The organism is Granulicella paludicola (genome assembly GCF_025685545.1).
Taxonomy (GTDB): domain Bacteria; phylum Acidobacteriota; class Terriglobia; order Terriglobales; family Acidobacteriaceae; genus Granulicella; species Granulicella paludicola.
Genome location: NZ_JAGSYC010000025.1, coordinates 105,396 through 124,484, shown reverse-complemented (window position 1 = coordinate 124,484; position 19,089 = coordinate 105,396). Strand labels below are relative to the sequence as shown.

Here is a 19,089-nt window from a genome sequence, read left to right as displayed (position 1 = left end):
CTCCATCCTCGCGCGGCATAACCGCAGACATCAGTGTCGCGAGTCAGCAATCGCACATGACACTTGTCACGCGTTGGCTCGTCGAAAGACGATCAGTTTCGCCGCAACCGTCAGAAGTGCCAGACCCACCGGGATCAGTCCCAGCGGCAGTTCCAGTGATCTGTGCATCTGAAACTCTACAAAGCCGCAGACGCTCAGAGCCACCGTCATCATGGCCGTTCCCAGTGCCAACGACCGCTGCAGGAGCAGCCGTCGATATTCATCCCCGCTACGTAGAGCAATCATCCACGCCAGTATCAGCACAGCGGCGAAGCTTGAACCCTCCACCACAGAGGCGGCTAAACCAAGTCGCCCTGGGAAGTGCTTCCACGTAAAAGGCATCACTCCGACTAGCCACACGACCAGTAGCCATTGGCGATATTTCGCTACCGCAGCTTTGTCCTCTGCCGAGTACCCGCACGCAAAAATAAGCTGAAGCTTTCTCATCGCAAGTGCCTTCCTATCTCATTCAGATTCTTGGAAAATCTCTTCAATCCGCTTCCCGAACAGCTTCGCGATCTTGAACGCCAGCGGCAGAGATGGGTCGTACTTCCCCGTCTCGATCGCATTCACGCTCTGCCGCGAAACCTCGAGCTTCTCAGCCAGATACGCCTGCGACCAGTTCAGCTCAGCCCGCAACACCTTCAAACGGTTATTCATCGTCCTTCACCCGGTTCATCAGCTTCTGAACACATTGCGTGAGCCCGAACACCACCATGAACACCAGGAACAGCGTGAACGGCGGATACGCTCCAACATGCGCCAACGTCTGCAGAAAATCGCTCACCACGATCACCACCAGTAGCGCCGCTGTCCCGCCAAGCAGAGACCTCACCATCTGCACGCGAAGGTACTCGTCCGTCTCTTCCTGTAGATAACGCCCCATCGCCCCGAGAGTCACCAGCACCGGGATTGCTGGCAGCAGAGCGAGGGCATACAAACCCCAACCGGTCAGGTGAGTGTGCTTTGACAGCTCAACGCAACGCCACAGCGTCAGCAGGTAAAACAACATCGAAATCGCTGCGCGCCTCTGGTACCGTCTAGCCGCCGCGCTCTCACAACGTATCAACCAACCCATGTCAACCTCCCCTTACTTAGTGACAAGTTAACTTTACGTAAAGCTTCCTTGTCATGTCAAGCCTCCTTGTCACAATCTGGCATTATTTTTGCCGCACCTTCCTTGCACATCGGACCTTCATCCTGAAACTTTCGCCTGCACGTCCAGTCATACGAGGCTCACCGTGAAGGTTCTCTGAACCATGGCAGAGAGTCTTTCGGACATCCCGATCCGGAGCTCTTTCACCATGCGAAGCCTTGCCCTTTTACTCGTACTTTCACTCCCGTGCGCTGCCCGCGCCACAGTGCCATCCGCCCACAACTCCCACGTGGCCACTGCTATCCGCCCCATACGCATCAGCCTCGTCAACCTCACCGGCCAGCACCGCCAAATTCGCTTGAAGTCAGAGCTCATCGATCTTCCTTTGGGTCGCCGCGTTGACATCGATGCTTGCGTCGGAGCAAAACTGCTCGTCGTCAGCAGCACAAACCTTTCCCTTCACGAAGAGATTCAGATCGCTACCGGCGACGACAACCGCATCATTTCCATCCTCTAAACCGAGCGGGCCGAATGCAGGGAGTCGGGCGAACTGCCGGTAATGCCAGCAGCCGCCCGATTGTCTTTCACCTGTGCCCGCGAGACAATCATCAGCAACATGAACATCAACTTCGCCGAGCGCGCCCACAACCACAACTGGAAGCTCGACCCCATCGTCCGTTCGCTGCTCGACACCGACTTCTACAAGCTGCTCATGCTTCAGTTCATCTGGAAGAACTTCCCCGCCACCCGCGTCACCAGCGAGGTCCACAACCGCACTGTCAGCGTGCGACTCGCCGACCGCATCTCGGCCAGCGCTCTGCGCGATCAGCTCGAGCATGTACGCGGTCTGCGTCTGCGCCGGTCAGAGCTCGTCTGGCTCACCGGCAACACCTTCTACGGCACCAAGCAGATCTTCGAACCCGCCTTCCTCCACTGGCTCGAGCACGACTTCAAGCTCTCCGACTACGAAGTGACTGAGCACGAAGGCCAGCTCGTTATCCGCTTCTCCGGCCTCTGGTCCGAAGTCACCATGTGGGAGGTCTACGCCCTCGCCATCGTCAGCGAGATGAAGACCCGTGCCGCGCTCGCCACCCTCAACGAGCTCGAACTGGACGTCCTCTACGCCCGCGCCAAGACCCGCCTCTGGGACAAGATCGAACTCCTCCGCGGCGTTCCCGGCCTCCGCCTCTCGGACTTCGGCACCCGCCGCCGCCACAGCTTCCTCTGGCAGGAGTACTGCGTTCAGGCGCTCAGCCGCGCCCTCGGCCCCAACCTCACCGGCACCTCCAACACGGCGCTCGCCTACAAGCTCGATCTCGAAGCCATCGGCACCAACGCGCACGAGCTCCCCATGGCCATGGCCGCCCTCGCGTCCCAGGGCAGCGACGAAGACCTTCGCGCCTCGCAGTACAAGGTCCTCGAGCTCTGGGCGCGCAGCTACGACAATGAGCTGCTCATCACACTGCCCGACACCTTCGGCACCACGCAGTTCCTCGCCGGCGCACCCGACTGGGTCGCCCAGTGGACCGGACAGCGCATCGACAGCAAAGATCCGTTCATCGCCGGCGACGAGTACATCGCCTGGCTCGTCTCCCGCGGCCAGGACCCCAAGCGCAAACGCCTCATCGCCTCCGACGGCCTTGACGCCAGCACCATCGTCGATCTCCACGCCTACTTCAACGGCCGCATCCGCTTCTCCGCAGGCTGGGGCACGCTGCTCACGAACGACTTCCGCGACTGCCACCCCCGCGGCGAGGACACGTTCCAGCCCATCTCGCTGGTCTGCAAGCTCACCAGCGCCGACGGCATCCCCACCGTAAAACTCTCAGACAACCCAAGCAAAGCCACCGGCCCCGCCAACCTCATCGACCGCTACCGCAGAGTCTTCGGCAGCCCCGTGCTGGAAGAACTGCCGGTGCTGGTTTAACATTTCGCTACCACCTCTCCAGCAGTACAATCCTGCTATGGCGACGATCCACATCTCGCAGCAGGAAGCCGAACGAGACATCTCCACGCTGCTCGCGCAGCTGGATACGAATACGACGTTTGTTATTGAAAACGGTTTAGGACCCGTCGCCGTGCTTCGCTCCGCTCGAAAGCTCTCCATGCGAGAACGTATCGATCAATTGAGTAACGACACCGAAGCGGCCATGGATGACGCCTTCGCCCTCGATGTAGAAGCCGGTATCGCCGCCCATCGAGACGTTCTCGACGTCGAGATATTCAAGGCCTGATGGGCGTTCTCTTTGATTCCACCTTCTTCATCTCCGCAGAAAGACGCGGCTTGACCGCAAAACAGACACTCGCTCCGCTGCTGGTTGAGTATCCCGACCAGCCACTCGCGATATCAGCCATTACGCTCATGGAGCTCTCGCACGGCGTAGAACGAGCCGATACACCTCGCCGTGCCGAACTTCGCAAACAATTCCTCGATCAGGTCATCTCCGTTCTCGACGTTCAACCTGTAACCGAAGAGATTGCGCTCAGATCCGGACATCTGAGTGGAGAACTCATGCGCTCAGGCGTTCAAATCGCCACGGCGGATCTCCTCATCGGAGTGACCGCTCTACATCTCCAGTACAGCCTTGTGACTCGCAACCTAAGGCATTTTGATCGTGTTCCCGGCCTGACCTTGATCTCGCATTGACGTATCGTCTCAGCTCCGCCGATACAGCCGATAGTCCCCAAACCCCTCATACTCACCCACCAACTCCAGCCCCGCCCCTGTCACCGTCTGCTGAAGAGCCGCCGGATCGACACCGCGCTCCTCCAGAATCGAAGCGTGATAATCCAGCAGCAGCGTCCGAATCTGCCCCATGCGGATCATCGGCAGCAGGCTCTGCATCACCTGGTCTTCGAACCCTTCTACGTCCACCTTCACCAGCGCGAACTCCTGCCGCCCGTGCAACAACTCCGCCGGGTCGACAAACGTCACCGTCTCTGACCGGCGCGAAAACCGCGGCCGCTTCAGCACACTCGAATACCCCGTATTCAGAGACGGCGATAGAAACAGCTTCGTGCTCTCGCCCTTCGCCCCACCCAGCGCGCCATGAAATACCTTCGCCTCGGCGCCATCCACGCCGACAACGCAGCCATTCAGCGCAAGGTTGATCTGGATCACCTCAGCCAGCCGTGACTGCGGCTCCACCGCCGCCACATATCCCGTCGGCCCCACGATCGAAGCAGCCACCGAGCTGAAGTACCCCTCATTCGCCCCAACATCGAGAAACGCGTCGCCCTCCCGCAAATGCTCGCGCAGAATCTCTTCCGTCTCCAACTCATAATGTCCATCGCGCAACAGGCATCGCCCCAGCTGGCTCAGCGGGTCGATGAAGTACTGCAGTCCGTTCTCAGCCGTCACAATCGTGCGACGCTGCGGAGCAAGCACATCCGCCACAAACGCACCCACCACCATCGGTCGCAGCTTGTCCGTCCACCCAAGCCGCCGCTCCAACTCCTTCGCGTGCTCCAAACTCATTCCAAGTCCTCATTCCATCCACCGTGATGATACTGCCCAGACTCCGGCACCTGGGACCTCGCATCTCACACCTCGCTATACTTTCCTCATGCGTCTCCCCGTCCTTGCCCGCGTTGCCGTCGCCTCCTCGCTCATCAGCCTCTTCGCCACGCAGCCCGCCTGGGCCTGGGGCATCGACGGCCACAGCATCATTAACCGCGCCGCTGCCGCCTCGCTACCTTCCGACGTACCACTCTTCCTCCGCGACGCCAGCGCTCTCGACACCATCGAGTACCTCGGCCCCGAACCCGACCGCTGGCGCAATCGCGCCGAGTCCGAACTCTCCGCCGAACAGGCGCCCGATCACTTCATCGATCTCGAGTACGCCGATCTCGTCGGCCCGCTCCCCAAAAAGCGCTACGACTTCATCCGTGCTCTAAATGCTATGAAGACTCCTCCCGCTGGCGTGACCCTCACCCCCGAGAAAGTCGGCATGCAGCCCTGGGAGGTCGAAGAGATCTGGCAGAAGCTCAAGGTCGATCTTCGCGACTACCGTGAACTCGCCGCCGCCCACAAGCCCACCCATGCCATAGAGCTCGCCATCGTCTATGACGCAGGCTGGCTTGGCCACTATGTCGGCGACGGCTCCATGCCCCTGCACACCACCATCCAGTACAACGGCTGGACCGGCCCCAACCCGAACGGCTACACGGTCGAGCACAAGATCCACTCGCAGTTTGAAAGCACCTACGTCCACAACGCCATCAAGTACGCCGACGTCTCCAAACTTGTAGCCGACACCAAACCCACTCCCATCGACGACGAGTGGGCCCAGTACCTCGCCTATCTCCACAAGACCAACACCTTCGTCGAGAAGACCTACCAGCTCGAAAAAGCCGGGGCCTTCACCGACGCAGGTACCCCTGAAGGCAAAGCCTTCGCGGCCGAGCGCCTCGCCGCCGGTGCCATCGAACTCCGCGACCTCATCTACTCCGCCTGGATCCACTCCGCCGACCCCGTCGAGGAGTACCACGGCAACTAACGGAAGCATAGGAACAGTAGAAAGCCGCGCCCCATCAGTGGCGCGGCTTTCTCCATTTCCAACTCAAAATTTCCAACCTGCAAAAATGTGTCATCTCGACCGAAGGCGGGTTCATCGCCGTAGCGGAGAGACCTGCTTCTTTCGCAGGATGTATCCCATCGCAACCACCCCTTAAGACGGCGAAGGCACCTCAACCTCCGCCTGGGCCAGCATCCTCCGCAACACCGGCCGCAGCGAATACGCAATCAGCGGCATCATTACCGCGGCCAGCACAGCCCACACCACCAGCGCGTGCCACTCCCACATCCACAGCATCCGCGTCGTATCCCACGGATGATGCCGCACAGCCTCCAGCAGCTTCTTGCCACCCATCGGCACTTTCTGCGATCCAAACACCCTCGACCCCAGCTTCAGAAACACCGGAAACAGCAGTAGCTCCAGTGGATACACCACATGGTTGCCCACCTGGCTGGCCACCACGTTCAGGCGAAAGACCCCAGCCAGCGCCAGCGCAGCCAGCGTCGTCGACCCAATCAGCGGATTGATCCCCACCACCACACCCAGTGCCAGCGACCACGCCAGCTGCTCCGGCGTCGCGCCCACCCGCAACAGCCGCATCAACGGCTCCACCACTACGCGCTGCAACAGACTCCCCATCCCTCAAGAATACCCGTTACACTTGAGCCTTACCGTCGGCCATCGCCCATCCCGGTGGCAGCGCAGATCATTCTCCAAGCAGGAACGTCTTATCTTGTCCTCTATCCGCCGTGCTTATCGCGTCCTTCTCGTCGCCGCTGTCTTCGCTTATTCCATCGCTGAAGTCTTTATCCTGCGCCCCAAGACGCGCGCCCAGCGTGCCGCCTGGCTCACCAAGATCGGCCGCCGCCTCCTCTGGTCGGTAGACATCACCTACTCCACCATCGGCAAGGTCCCCTCGCACGGAGCCGTCATCTCCAACCACCTCACCTACGTGGACATCGTGCTGCACGCCGCGCTCCGTCCCTGCGTTTTCGTCTCCAAGATCGAACTCCGCTCCACACCCGTCCTCGGCTGGATCAGCTATATGGCGGGCACCGTCTACGTCGCCCGCGGGGCCGGCGGTTCCGCCGCCAAGGCCGGCCAGGGCATGGCCGCAGGCTTTGCCGACGGCCTCCCCGTCACCTACTTCCCCGAAGGCACCACCGGCGTCGGTGACGTCCCGGTACTCCCTTTCCGCAGCGGCCTCATCGCCCAGACCATTGCCGCTGAAGAGCCCATGTACTACGGCTTCATCCGCTACCAACTCACCCCCCGCGACGCCGCCGGCAAGACCCTTCGCAACGATGTCCACTGGGGTCCCCAGGGCCTCTGGGAACACATCTGGAACTTCGTCGACCTCCACGGCCTACACGCCACCGTCGAGTTCGCCCCGGAACCCATTGCCTTCAGCCCTGAAGCCGTCGCCAACCGTAAGGTCGCCGCCGTCGAAGCAGAAGCCGCCGTCACCCGCCTCGCACTCAACCCCATTCCCTGAGTCTTCGCCAGCTGACATCCCCGCGCCTCTTCCACGGCGCGGGGTTCTCTTTTGCCCTGCTCCGGAGGGGTCGTACCGTCGTAAACAAGTTCTCTCTTGGGTCAAAGTGTCCTGAAATGGCTCACCCAGCTCCGTCTAGGGAATTAAATTTCCTGACTGGAGGGGCGGAGCCGTCGTAGACTCGCTCCTCAAGGAGAGGAATTCCGCTGTCCCATCCCGCCTTGCCCGCGCGAATCCTCATCCCCCTGAAACACTCTCAATTCATGAATGCCGGCTGTCCTCAAGACAGCCCACTCTCTTCCTTGGAGTTACCCATGTCCGCCATCAACGCAGTGCTTGCCGCAAATACCATGAGCCTCGGTTTCAAGCAGCAGTTGGATTCAGTCTGGCAGAACAATCTGCCTCTCATCCGAGACCGCCTCACCCTTCTCGATGCCTTCGCCGCCGTCCTCGCCACCCGTGGCACAGCCAGCCCTCAGCAGCGCAACGAGGCCATCGCCATCGCCCGGAAATTTACCGGCTCCCTTGGCATGTTCGGCTACCCCACCGGCAGTCAGCTCGCCCGGGGACTCGAACAGCTTCTGCTCTCCTCGCCTTACCCAGACCCTGAGAGCGTCAGCGACATCGTCCGCGCGATGCATACCTCCCTCAACTTATAAAAGACGAGGAGTAGGGGACACATCGAAGGACAACAGAGCTGACCTCTGTTGTCCCCCCTTCTTTCTGCTCTCTGTTATCTGAACGGACAAAGCCTTCTAATCTTTGCTGCCCGTTGCCTGCGCCACCAGCCACCGTGTCAGCTCCAGCCCTCCGGCGAAGTTGTCCTCGCCTAACGGCTGCTTTCGTCCATCCGTGTACTCGTTATAGATCCAAGGATCAACGTTCGCATACACCAGCCCCTTGCCCGCGTGCGCGGTCGCCATCATCGTGTCGCCACCGCCCTTTGAGTTATCGCTCTCCAGGATCGACTTCGCTCCACCCGACACCGTAATCGTGCAGGTCTCCTTCATCAACGCCTTGTGCGCATGTTTGAAGATCCCGCCCGTCCCCGCTGCAATCGGCACCATCGTATCCGCATAATCGTTGTTCAACTCGCGGTTCCGCGTTACCGGATTGAAATGGATTCCGAACCTGTCACTGAGCAGATCGAAGTGCGTCTGGTCCGCATGCTCCGAATCGTTCTCCATCATCACCAGCACACCGCCCGCCTTCACCCATGCCTCCACCGCCGCCGCGCTCGCCTCATCCATGAAATGCGGATTCGGATTCAACGCCGGTATGTCCGGCGATGCGATCACGTAAATCGCAACTCCTTTCAAGTCCTCCGCTCGTGGAGCATGGTCCAGCATCTCAGCCTGCATCCCATACTCCTCAAACATGTGCGCCCACTCCGAGTAGCCGCTGTTCGCCGTGTCCTTCCACTTGTAGTGAAATAGCAGCGAGTTCCCCTCAGGCGTCTTCCGCATCTGTGAGTTGAACCACCCGTCAATCAACACCGTCTTGCCGCGGGCCTTGCGCATCAGATCTCCCGCACGCTGACGCTGCGTGATCTCGCTCAACGCCAGCAGATACGCACCCACACCCTTCGCATCGTTATCGCCGACAGCCTCGCCCACGTAGTAGTCATAGGTTCCGCTGCGATACGGCTTACCACCCAGCCCCGCCACCTTCACCGTTCCAGACAGCGTACCGTCCGGCTTCACGAACCGCTGCTGAATCCCCGCCCACCCCTTCGTCACATTTTGCTCCAGCGACATCGGCGCAACGCCCATCCGCACCCCCTTCGCCATCGCATACACAAACATGCAGCTCGCCGAGGCCTCCAGGTAGTTCCCCTTCTGCGAGCCCTTGTCCATCACCTGCCACCACAGCCCGCTGCCTGAGTCCTGATACCGCGCCACGGCCATCAGCGTCCGTCGCGTCACCTCTTCCAACGCCAGGCGCTGCGGGTCCGTCGTCGGCATCCGCTCCAGCACATCCACCAAAGCCATCGCATACCAGCCCATCGCCCGCGACCATATTTCCGGACTCAACCCCGTCTGCTTGTCCGCCCACTCCATCTGCTTTGATTGGTCCCAGCCATGGTGCAGCAACCCCGTCCGCCGGTCGCGCATGTGCTCGTCCATCAGCAGCAGCTGCGTCACCGCCTCGTCCGTATCCTTCGTCTTCTCAAACGACTTCCCGTACCCCTCCATAAAGGGCTCGGACATATACGCCCCATCAAGCCACATCTGGTTCGGATAAATCTGTTTGTGCCAGTACCCCCCAGCCGCGTTCTTCGGCTGTACCAGCATCTGGTCGTGCAGAAACTTCGCCGCCTTGTAGTAACGCTCATCAAGAGTCACCCGGTACATCGTCAACACCGTGCGTCCCATCTCCACGTTATCCATCGAGTGCCCATCCACTGGGTACGGGGTGTCTTCATACACATGGATCACCCCGTCTTTATCCACCGAACGGTCCACCGCCGCCTTCGCATACGCAAATAGACGCCCATCGCCTGTCACGCGCCACTCCGCGATCACGCCATCCAGTAGCGTCCCCAGCTCATAGTTCCACTCGCCCGGCTTCTTCACCGTATCGATGCGCCCGTCCGGCCACGCCGTCATCACGCGCTGCAGCACCGGGTCCATCCCGCTATCGCCCGCAGATCCCTCAGGCTTCTCCTGCCCCACCGCCGTCGCACATCCCAGCCCGATCGCCAGCCAAACGCCCGCTGCCACTACTCCACGCATGAACACACCTCGACGAAAACAGCATACCGGAGCGCCACGACCTCACGCCTTGCCCTTTTCCTGCTCCAGGAATATCGGAGCCACCATCGAAACTGCATCCAGCCACCATCGAAACTGCATCCAACCACCATGCGACTGATCTGGGCCCCTCTCTTCATCCTCTGCGCCATCAGCCTTCACCCCGCCATCGCCCAGACCGTCGATACCGATCACGACGGCCTTAACGACGAAGCCGAGCAGTATCTCCTCGACCAGTTCGCTCCCACCTTCATGGTCGCTCGCCACGATTGCTCCAACGTCCCCGCCGAGTTCGCGCCCGACCTCGCCATTCCCCATGTGCTCGATGAGAACGGCACCATCTACGGCCAGGCTTTCCCGTCGAAGCTCTCCACTCCCGATCACCCCGCCGCCGAGCTGCACTTCTATCACCTCTGGAAGACCGACTGCGGCCCCCACGGACATCACCTCGACACCGAACACGTCGCCGTCCTCGTCCGCGCCTCCGATGCCAGCGACGACGCCAAATGGCACGCTGAATACTGGTACGCCGCAGCGCACGAGAACACCGTCTGCGACGTCAGCCAGATCACCCGCGCCTCCACCCTGCACGCCGAAGACCACGGCGCCAAGGTCTGGATCTCCCCCGGCAAGCACGCCTCCTACCTCAACGAGACCCTCTGCAACCGCGGCTGCGGCGCCGACCGATGCCTCGACATGGTCGCCCTCAAAACAAACCGCATCATCAACCTCGGCGAGTCCGCTCACCCCATGAACGGCTCCGCCTTCATCACCTCCACGCAGTGGCCGCTTCTCGCTAAGATGGAGAACACTAACTTCCCACCTGCCCCGCTCGCTCGCCTCGAAACCCTGCCCGACAGCGACATCGCCTGGTTCAACCCCGGTCGCCACCCCACCCAGCAAATTATCGCCGTCAGCAGCACCACCGAACAGTCACTCGCCACCAGCACCCACAACACAACTTCGGCACTCTCCACCGCCAGCGACAACACCGACGTCGCGATCTCGGTTGCAGGCACCTCCACCGGCAACGCTCTTGGCAAGAGCTACAACAACACGAAACACGCACTAGGCACCTCCGCCAGACACGTAGGCAAAGCTCTCCACCTCACCCCAAAACCCGACACGACCCACCCACCGCAATAAAGAACTATGACCTGCATCTCACCCTTCAGTCGCTACTGGCACTGCAACGCAGTCCACACCCCCGCCGCCGTCCCCGAAGGTCCCGTAATCGTGTAGTCCACAAACTGCCCCGGAGCCACCACCACCGACCCCGTCGCCGTGCAACTCCCGTTCGTCGCCGCGGCACAGCTTAGCGCCGAGCTCTGCATCGACCCCGGAACCCCGGTCCGCAGCGTCACCGTAACCGTGTTCGACTGCTGCGAATACACATTCAGTTGGGTCGCCGTACACCCCAAAGGCACCCAGGCCAGCACAGCTCCCGTCGCCGTCGTTCCCGTCTCCACTGTGTTCGCATTCGTCGAATTCACTGCATAGTACGTTGCGTTGTAACTCACGGAGTGAACAATCGCCGCAAAGCTCCCACTTCCGACACTCGTCCCTCCACCACTTCCCGCCGCTCCTGTAGCCCCCTGCGGAATCCCAAAGTTCAGCACCGCAGCATTCGCCGTGCCCGCATTCATGACCGTAGCCGCTGCCCCCGCCGCCAGCGTCATCACCGTCCCCACCTGCACCGTCGCCGCTGCCCCATTTGCGCCAGTTGGGCCAAGCCCACCCGCCTGCGCCACCACCGTCCAAGCAGACAAGCTCACATCCGGCTCCGCATTCTGATTCGCCGCCAACGCCAGGTAAGTCCCTCCGTCATACGTCACCGCATCGTTCACCGCATAGTTCGTCCCTGGCGACCACGCGCTGCGAAAGTTTATCCCCACCGCCCCGGTCGCGCCCGTCGCGCCTACACCCCCGGTCGCGCCCGTCGCCCCATTCGCACCTGCTGTTCCCTGAATCCCCTGCGCTCCCGTCGCACCCACCGCGCCCGCCACCCCTTGCGCACCTGCCTGCCCCGCGACACCCTGCGCCCCCGTGGCCCCAACCGCTCCCACCGCACCCTGCAGCCCCTGCAAGCCCTGAGCACCCACCGGCCCCTGCGGCCCCGTAGCTCCCTGCACACCCGCCACACCCTGCACGCCCTGAGGCCCCACTCCACCCGTCACTCCCGTAACGCCCGCAGCCCCCGTCAATCCCTGCACGCCCTGAGCCCCCTGCGCTGCCACCAGCGACCAATACGTCGGCGACACATCCGGCGCCTGCCCACCATTCCCAGCCGCCAGCGACACCCAGCTCGCTCCCTGCCACGTCACAACATCTCCTACCGCATAATTCGCCGCCGAGCTATAGGCCCCCTGATACACCAGCCCCGCCGACCCGGTAACTCCCGTCACTCCAGCAACGCCACTCGCACCAGTCGCACCAGCAACCCCTGTCGCCCCAACCAGTCCCTGCAACCCTGTCGCTCCCGTCACGCCCGGAATCCCCTGCGCCCCAGCCTGCCCCGCCACGCCCTGCGATCCCGTCGCACCCACATCCCCCTGCATTCCCGTCGCCCCCACCAGTCCCTGAGCCCCCACCGGCCCCTGAGGTCCCGTCGCCCCCTGAACTCCTTGCAATCCCTGTACGCCCTGCGGCCCCACACCACCCGTAGCTCCCGTAACGCCCGCAGCCCCCGTCAATCCCTGCACGCCCTGAGCCCCCTGCGCCGCCACCAGCGCCCAATACGTCGGCGACACATCCGGTGCCTGCCCAGCATTCCCCGCCACCACCGACACCCAGCTCGCCCCCTGCCACGTCACAACATCTCCCAACGCATAGTTCGTGCCTGAGCTATACGCCCCCTGATACACCATCCCCGCCGATCCAGTAGCTCCCGTCACTCCAGCAACGCCACTCGCTCCAGTAGCCCCAGCAACCCCAGTCGCCCCCACCAATCCCTGCAAACCCGTTGCTCCCGTCACTCCCGGAATCCCTTGTGCCCCCGCCTGCCCCGCGATACCCTGAGCTCCCGCCGCACCAACATCTCCCTGCGCTCCCGTCGCCCCAACCAATCCCTGAGCGCCCACCAGTCCCTGAGGCCCCGTCGCTCCCTGCACACCTTGCACGCCCTGCACACCTTGCGGCCCCACCCCACCCGTCGCGCCCGTCATACCGATCAGTCCCTGCACCCCTTGCAACCCCTGTGATCCCTCCGCCGCCAGCAGCGACCAGTACGTCGGCGACGCATCCGGTGCCTGCCCCACATTGAACCCCGCCACCGACACCCAACTCGCCCCCTGCCACGTCACCACATCGCCCATCGCATAGTTCGTTCCCGAGCCATAGGCCCCGCGATACACCAACCCCGGCAACCCATCCGCTCCAGTCGCTCCCGTTGCCCCCGCGACACCCGTCGCGCCCGCAACCCCTTGCAGTCCCGCCCCGGTTGCTCCCGTCGCTCCTACCAGCCCATTCACTCCCGTAGCTCCCATCGCGCCCGTAGCTCCCACCGGCCCCGCCACGCCTTGGAATCCTTGCGCTCCCGTAGCCCCATTCGCTCCACCCGGCCCCACGACTCCCTGAGGCCCCGTCGCCCCGGTCAAACCCATCGCTCCCATCTGACCATTCGCCCCGGTTGCACCCGTCGCTCCCACCGCGCCGTTCACACCGGCCACACCACTCGCCGCAAACATCGCCCACTGCCCCGGACTCAGGCTTGGCGTATTCCCATGGTTTCCCGCCACCAGCGAAACCCAACCCGCACCCTGCCATAGCACCCCGTCGCCCAATCCATAGTTCACCGTCGAGTCATACGCCCCCACAAAGTTCATGCCCACAGCCCCGACAGCTCCCGTCGCCCCGACCACTCCCTGAGCCCCCGTCGCTCCTGTCACCCCCTGAATCCCTTGCGCTCCCGCCTGCCCCGCCACACCCTGCAAGCCCTGCGCGCCCACATCCCCTTTAGCCCCCTGCGCCCCGGTCACTCCCTGAGCCCCCACCGGCCCCTGAGGCCCTGCCACCCCTTGCACACCCGCCACTCCCTGCACACCCTGCGGCCCCAACCCGCCGGTCGCGCCCGTCACACCCGCGGTACCCTGCACACCCTGCACACCTTGAGCCCCCTGCGTCGTCAGCACGCCCCAATACGCGGGCGACACATCCGGCGTCTGCCCCACATTGAACCCCACGAGCGACACCCAGCTCTCCCCAGCCCACGTCACCACATCCCCCAAGACATAGTTCGTACCCGATGCATACGCCCCACGGAACACCATGCCCGGCAACCCATTCGCCCCCGTATCTCCAGTCGCCCCGGTCATCCCCACAGCCCCACTCAACCCGGCAACGCCCGTCGCTCCCGTCGCCCCTGCAACCCCCGTCGCCCCCACAGCTCCCGCCGCGCCATCCTGCGCAAACATCGCCCAGTAAGCCGGACTCACCCCCGGCGTCTGCCCATGATTCCCCGAGACCAGCGACACCCACGCCGCTCCCTGCCAGGTCACTCCATCGCCCAGCCCATAGTTCACGGTCGAGCTATACGCGCCCGTAAAGTTCAACCCCACGGCACCCTGCAAGCCCGTAGCTCCGACCACACCCTGCGGCCCCGTCGCTCCTGTCACTCCCGGAATCCCTTGCGCTCCCGCCTGTCCCGCAACGCCTTGTACTCCCGCAGCGCCCACATCTCCCTTCGCTCCCGTCGCCCCCAACAGCCCTTGTGCTCCCACCGGCCCCTGCGGCCCCGTCGGCCCCTGCACTCCAGAGACTCCCTGGATACCCTGCGGCCCCACTCCGCCAGTAGACCCCGTCGCGCCCACGCTACCTTGAACCCCCTGCAAGCCTTGGGCACCCTGCGTCGTCAGCACTCCCCAATACGTCGGAGAAGCATCCGGCGTCTGCCCTGCATTGAATCCCGCCAGCGACACCCAGCTCTCCCCGGCCCACGTCACCACATCCCCCACGGTATAGTTCGCCCCGGACACATACGCCCCACGAAACACCATGCCCGGCAATCCGTTCGCCCCTGTTCCTCCAGTCGCACCCGTCGCACCCGCAGTTCCACTCAGCCCCATCACTCCGGTCGCTCCCGTCGCCCCGGCAGCACCCGTCGCCCCGGCAGCACCCACCGCTCCATCCTGCGCAAACATCGCCCAATCCGCCGGACTCAAACTCGGAGTCTGCCCATGATTCCCCGCCACCAACGACACCCACGCCGCCCCCTGCCACGTCACCCCATCGCCCAGCCCATAGTTCCGCGTCGAGTCATACACGCCCACAAAGTTCAGTCCCACCGCTCCCTGAGCACCCGTAACACCCACCACCCCTTGCGGCCCCGTAGCTCCCATCACCCCCTGAATCCCCTGAGCTCCCGCCTGCCCAGCCACCCCTTGCGACCCCTGCGATCCCTGCTGTCCCGCAGGCCCGACAGGCCCCACGGCCCCGGTAGCTCCTGTTGGTCCACCCAAACCAATTGCTCCCTGAACTCCCTGCACTCCCTGCGCCGAGAGCAGTCCCCAATACCCAGCTACCAGCCCCGGCGTATGCCCCACATTGAAGCTCACCAGCGAAGCCCAGCTCGACCCCGCCCACACCACCACATCCCCCACCCCATAGTTCACCGTCGACTCATAGCTCCCGCGATACACCAGGCCCGCCGCTCCCGTCGCCCCCGTAACTCCTGCAACTCCCGTCGCTCCCGCGACCCCATTCACCCCATTCGCTCCGGTCGCCCCCACAAGCCCCTGCGGTCCCGTCGCTCCCGTTCCCCCCGCCACTCCACCCGCCGCAAAGATCGTCCACTGCCCCGGACTCAGACTCGGCGTATTCCCATGATTTCCATCCACCAGCGACACCCACCCCGAGCCCTGCCACAATACCCCATCCCCCAGGCCATAGTTCACCATCGAGTCGTACGCCCCAACAAAATTCAGCCCCGCCCCACCAGCCGCCCCAGCCGCTCCCGTAGCCCCCACGAGCCCCTGCGCCCCGGTCGCTCCCGTCACACCCGGGAGTCCCTGACTACCCGTCGCTCCCGTAACCCCCATCAACCCCGTTCCCGTCGCTCCCGTAGTGCCAGCCGCACCAGTAGCTCCCGCAGCCCCTTTAACACCCGCCACGCCTTGAACTCCAGCCGCACCCGTAGCTCCTGTCACTCCTATAAGGCCAGCCGCGCCGGTAACCCCAGCAGCACCCGCCACTCCAGGCAGCCCCTGCGCTCCCGTCACACCTGTAACTCCCGCGACCCCCATCGCCCCCGTCGGTCCCACCGCACCGGTAGCCCCGGTCGCTCCTGCAGCCCCAATCACGCTGCTCCCCACCAGATCCACATTCAACTCCGCAGCGTGGCTCGTCTCGTCATTCTCCTTGCTGTCGAATTGCACCGACACGCCCGACCCCGCCGTCAACGCCAGCCCATTGTTAACAACCGCCCCGCTCACCCACCCCTGCACCATCTGTGTCACATCGAAGACCACAAACGTCCCCGCCGTCCCTACCGTCTGCGACCCCATGCTCGCGCCCAACCCTGGCAACGTTGCATACGTCACCCCCATCTCCGACCACGCTCCATTCACCGGCTGCACGCTCACCGCGCCGCCCGCATCCGCACGATTGCAGTACACCCGCAGCGTCGCCTTCGCAATCTGCGCTGAGGTCGTCCCCGTCGATAGACTGCTCAGATCGAACTGCACCAGCGCCGTATACCCGCTCCCGACGTCAAGATTGCTCAGCGCTCCCGCATTTACCGTCGGCTGCGCACTCGACACATGCGCGTCGCCCACCAGCGTCGCCTGCTGCGCCCACCCACGACCCCACACGCACATCACCAGCAGCAGCCACAAACCCGCCGCCCGCAACACGCAGACCCACTTACCCCATAGCCGGAGCTTGCCGTTCAAGTTCGCCGCCTTCAACAACGTTGACTGCTCTGTATAGCCCGTTGCCGCCTGGCCTCTTCTTCAGAGACTCAGGCGGGCTGCGAAACACATCATCAAATCTGGGACCCGGAGGATGTCACCGTTCTATCCCGTCCCCTCCTAAAAATCAACCACCAATCCGTCTTTCTACTCCCCACTCCCTACTCCTTACTCCCTGCCTTATCATTCCCTCAATGCCTGACGCCCCGCACGCCAGCCCATCTTCTTCTTCCGAGCACCATCTCTCACGCCAGCTCTCCCTGCGTGACCTCGTTCTCTCGCAGGTACTCACCGTCGTCGGCTCCTCCTGGGTCGGTCTAGCCGCAGGTCTCGGCCACGCGCAGACCCTCGTCTGGCTCTTCGCCTTCGCCGTCTTCTACGCGCCCATGGCCGTCGCCGTCTTCTACCTCAATCGCGAGATGCCCCTCGAAGGCGGCCTCTACGTCTGGGCCCGCCGCTCCTTCGGCGACACCCTTGGCTTCCTCACCGCCTGGAACATCTGGGCCTACGGACTCTTCGTCATCGCCTTCCTTCTCTTCCAGCTCCCCAGCGAGTTCGCCTTCATGGTCGGCCCGTCCGCCGCCTGGATTCCCGACAGCCACCCCGTCGTCCTCACCTCCCTAGCCATCCTGCTCACGCTGCTCACCCTCTCCGCACTGCGCGGCCTCGCTCTCGGCAAATGGATTCACAACGTCTCCGGCGCGGCCATGATGACCGCATTCGCTCTGCTCATCCTCTCTCCGTTTTGGGCGATGGCCCACCATCTCCCTATCCACTTCACACCCTTCGAACTCCACCTCCCCAAAACCGATCCCACCTCGCTCGCCCTCATCGGCCAGATCATCTTCGCCGCCTCCGGCCTCGAGTACATCGCCATCATGGCCGGAGAAGCCAAATCCCCCTCGCGCAACATCGGTCTCTCCGTCATCATCGCCAGCCCCATCATCATCCTCATGTTCACGCTCGGTACCGCGTCCGTCCTCGCCTTCCACGAGCTCACGAACTCCACCCTCAACTACATCGCGCCCATCCCGCAGACGCTCCGCCTCGCCTTCGGCGACTCTTCCCTCGGCACCCTTCTCGCACGCTTCGTCATCCTTCTGCTGCAGATCCGCATCCTCGGCGCAGCCAGCTACATCTTTGCCGGAGTCGCTCGCCTGCCCATGGCCGCAGGCTGGGACCACCTCATCCCAGCCTGGTTCTCCCGCCTCCACCCGCGCTACCGCACCCCGCACAACTCCATCCTCTTCGCCACCGCCATCATCGCCGCGCTCATCGTCCTCGGCAGCGCAGGCGAGCGCGCCGCCCAGACCTTCAACGTCCTCAACAACGCCTCCAACGAGTTCTACGTCCTCGCCTACCTCGCCATGTTCGCCATCCCCATCCTCGGCGCTGGCCTCCTGAAGAGACCTCTCTTCACCAACCAAGTCCCCCTCTGGGTCATCGTCCTCTGCTCCGTCGGCTTCCTTTCCACCCTCCTCACCTTCGGCCTCAACGCATACCCCTTCGACGACACCACCAAACCCATCCCCTTCGCCTTAAAAATCCTCGGCGCCACCCTGCTCGTCAACCTCCTCGGCTACACCTTCTACCGCCTCCGCAACAAACCCGCATAAAAATTCTTCCGCCGGGAGCCCCGGCGAGCGTTCTTTGCTCGCGGGGGGAACGTCGGCATCGCACGTTAACACGCGCGACCTCTTCACTCTTCACTTCTCACTTCTCACTTCCCACTTCCCACTTCCCACTTCCCACTTCCCACTTCCCACTTCCCACTCAAAAATACAAAGCTAAACTTTGCAGTTTTCCTTCCTACCTGCTAGCCTCTCTTCATGGGTAAGCAACAACTCTCCGCCCTCGCCACCGACCTTCGCATCGCCCTTGGCGATCTCCAGCGCAAGCTCCGCGAGCAGTCCCAGCACGCCGACTTCACCCACTCGCAGCGCAACGTCATCCTCCGCCTCGATCGCGACGGCCCTTCCACCGTCACGGCTCTCGCCAACGCCGAAGGCGTCCGTCAGCAGTCCATGGGAGCCACCGTCGCCACCCTGCAGACCGCAGGCATGATCGACGGCGCACCCAACCCAGCCGATGGCCGCCAGACGATCCTCAGCCTCTCGCCCAAGTGCCGCGAGATGCTGCGCACCCTGCGCAGCGCCAAGGAAGACTGGCTCGTCCGCTCTATCGAAAAAAACTTCAAACCCACCGACCTCGAAGACCTTCTCACCGCCGTCGAAGTCCTCCGACGCCTCGTCAATTCCTAATCCTTCTCATCAATACAGGAGCC

17 protein-coding genes are annotated in these 19,089 nt (G+C 63.1%); 10 read left to right on the top strand and 7 right to left on the bottom strand.

Translation table 11 applies throughout. The features are described from left to right. Positions 1 to 66: 66 nt before the first annotated feature. Genes OHL14_RS12435 through OHL14_RS12425 form a run of 3 tightly spaced genes read right to left on the bottom strand, consistent with a single transcriptional unit; the run spans position 67 to position 1,117 of the window. Positions 67 to 486 carry a hypothetical protein gene (locus tag OHL14_RS12435; protein WP_263379675.1) on the bottom strand — a complete coding sequence of 140 codons (420 nt, stop codon included), beginning with the start codon at positions 484 to 486 and terminating at the stop codon, positions 67 to 69. A gap of 18 nt (positions 487 to 504) precedes the next feature. Then, on the bottom strand, positions 505 to 699 hold the full coding sequence (locus OHL14_RS12430; RefSeq protein ID WP_263379674.1) for a helix-turn-helix transcriptional regulator: 195 nt from the start codon (positions 697 to 699) through the stop codon (positions 505 to 507). Beyond that, positions 692 to 1,117, bottom strand: coding sequence for a hypothetical protein (locus OHL14_RS12425; RefSeq protein ID WP_263379673.1), 426 nt, complete (start codon positions 1,115 to 1,117; stop codon positions 692 to 694). Before OHL14_RS12425 ends, OHL14_RS12430 begins: the two co-directional genes overlap by 8 nt. A 226-nt stretch (positions 1,118 to 1,343) precedes the next feature. Here OHL14_RS12425 and OHL14_RS12420 point away from each other — a divergent pair, with 226 nt between their 5' ends. The 4 genes from OHL14_RS12420 to OHL14_RS12405 are packed head-to-tail and all read left to right on the top strand — an operon-like array spanning position 1,344 to position 3,782. Next, positions 1,344 to 1,652: a hypothetical protein gene (locus OHL14_RS12420; RefSeq protein WP_263379672.1), complete on the top strand. Its 309-nt coding sequence runs from the start codon at positions 1,344 to 1,346 to the stop codon at positions 1,650 to 1,652. A gap of 42 nt (positions 1,653 to 1,694) precedes the next feature. Next, on the top strand, positions 1,695 to 3,062 hold the full coding sequence (gene pncB, locus OHL14_RS12415) for a nicotinate phosphoribosyltransferase (RefSeq protein ID WP_317890415.1): 1,368 nt from the start codon (positions 1,695 to 1,697) through the stop codon (positions 3,060 to 3,062). 37 nt (positions 3,063 to 3,099) lie between these two features. Continuing rightward, entirely contained in the window at positions 3,100 to 3,369 is a 270-nt protein-coding gene (locus OHL14_RS12410; protein ID WP_263379671.1) for a hypothetical protein, read from the top strand. Continuing rightward, positions 3,369 to 3,782, top strand: a complete 414-nt coding sequence (locus OHL14_RS12405) for a PIN domain-containing protein (protein WP_263379670.1) — start codon at positions 3,369 to 3,371, stop codon at positions 3,780 to 3,782. Before OHL14_RS12410 ends, OHL14_RS12405 begins: the two co-directional genes overlap by 1 nt. Before the next feature lie 9 nt (positions 3,783 to 3,791). Here OHL14_RS12405 and OHL14_RS12400 read toward each other — a convergent pair whose 3' ends face one another. Further along, a complete protein-coding gene (locus OHL14_RS12400; protein WP_263379669.1) occupies positions 3,792 to 4,613 on the bottom strand; it encodes an FkbM family methyltransferase in 822 nt (273 codons plus the stop codon). 88 nt (positions 4,614 to 4,701) lie between these two features. On the opposite strand from OHL14_RS12400, the gene OHL14_RS12395 reads away from it, so the two are divergent. Continuing rightward, positions 4,702 to 5,634, top strand: coding sequence for a phospholipase C/P1 nuclease family protein (locus OHL14_RS12395; RefSeq protein ID WP_263379668.1), 933 nt, complete (start codon positions 4,702 to 4,704; stop codon positions 5,632 to 5,634). A 171-nt stretch (positions 5,635 to 5,805) separates the two neighbouring features. Here the strand turns inward: OHL14_RS12395 and OHL14_RS12390 are convergent, their stop codons facing one another. After that, the gene (locus tag OHL14_RS12390; RefSeq protein WP_263379667.1) at positions 5,806 to 6,291 is read right to left on the bottom strand and encodes a DUF2062 domain-containing protein; all 486 of its coding nucleotides are present in this window, start codon (positions 6,289 to 6,291) and stop codon (positions 5,806 to 5,808) included. A 94-nt stretch (positions 6,292 to 6,385) separates the two neighbouring features. Between OHL14_RS12390 and OHL14_RS12385 the strand changes: the two genes are divergently transcribed. Together OHL14_RS12385 and OHL14_RS12380 are read left to right on the top strand one after the other, a co-directional pair. Beyond that, positions 6,386 to 7,147, top strand: coding sequence for a lysophospholipid acyltransferase family protein (locus OHL14_RS12385; protein WP_263379666.1), 762 nt, complete (start codon positions 6,386 to 6,388; stop codon positions 7,145 to 7,147). A 314-nt stretch (positions 7,148 to 7,461) separates the two neighbouring features. Beyond that, complete coding sequence (locus OHL14_RS12380; RefSeq protein WP_263379665.1) at positions 7,462 to 7,806, top strand: Hpt domain-containing protein; 345 nt, start codon at positions 7,462 to 7,464, stop codon at positions 7,804 to 7,806. Between the two features lie 96 nt (positions 7,807 to 7,902). Here OHL14_RS12380 and OHL14_RS12375 read toward each other — a convergent pair whose 3' ends face one another. Beyond that, positions 7,903 to 9,882 carry a glycoside hydrolase family 88 protein gene (locus OHL14_RS12375; protein ID WP_263379664.1) on the bottom strand — a complete coding sequence of 660 codons (1,980 nt, stop codon included), beginning with the start codon at positions 9,880 to 9,882 and terminating at the stop codon, positions 7,903 to 7,905. Between the two features lie 129 nt (positions 9,883 to 10,011). Here OHL14_RS12375 and OHL14_RS12370 point away from each other — a divergent pair, with 129 nt between their 5' ends. Next, the gene (locus OHL14_RS12370) at positions 10,012 to 11,046 is read left to right on the top strand and encodes a hypothetical protein (protein ID WP_263379663.1); all 1,035 of its coding nucleotides are present in this window, start codon (positions 10,012 to 10,014) and stop codon (positions 11,044 to 11,046) included. Between the two features lie 32 nt (positions 11,047 to 11,078). Here the strand turns inward: OHL14_RS12370 and OHL14_RS20040 are convergent, their stop codons facing one another. Beyond that, positions 11,079 to 16,787 carry a DNRLRE domain-containing protein gene (locus tag OHL14_RS20040; RefSeq protein WP_317890414.1) on the bottom strand — a complete coding sequence of 1,903 codons (5,709 nt, stop codon included), beginning with the start codon at positions 16,785 to 16,787 and terminating at the stop codon, positions 11,079 to 11,081. A gap of 212 nt (positions 16,788 to 16,999) precedes the next feature. On the opposite strand from OHL14_RS20040, the gene OHL14_RS12355 reads away from it, so the two are divergent. Then, complete coding sequence (locus OHL14_RS12355) at positions 17,000 to 18,421, top strand: APC family permease (RefSeq protein WP_263379662.1); 1,422 nt, start codon at positions 17,000 to 17,002, stop codon at positions 18,419 to 18,421. A 213-nt stretch (positions 18,422 to 18,634) separates the two neighbouring features. Then, positions 18,635 to 19,066, top strand: a complete 432-nt coding sequence (locus OHL14_RS12350) for a MarR family winged helix-turn-helix transcriptional regulator (protein ID WP_263379661.1) — start codon at positions 18,635 to 18,637, stop codon at positions 19,064 to 19,066. Positions 19,067 to 19,089 lie beyond the last annotated feature (23 nt).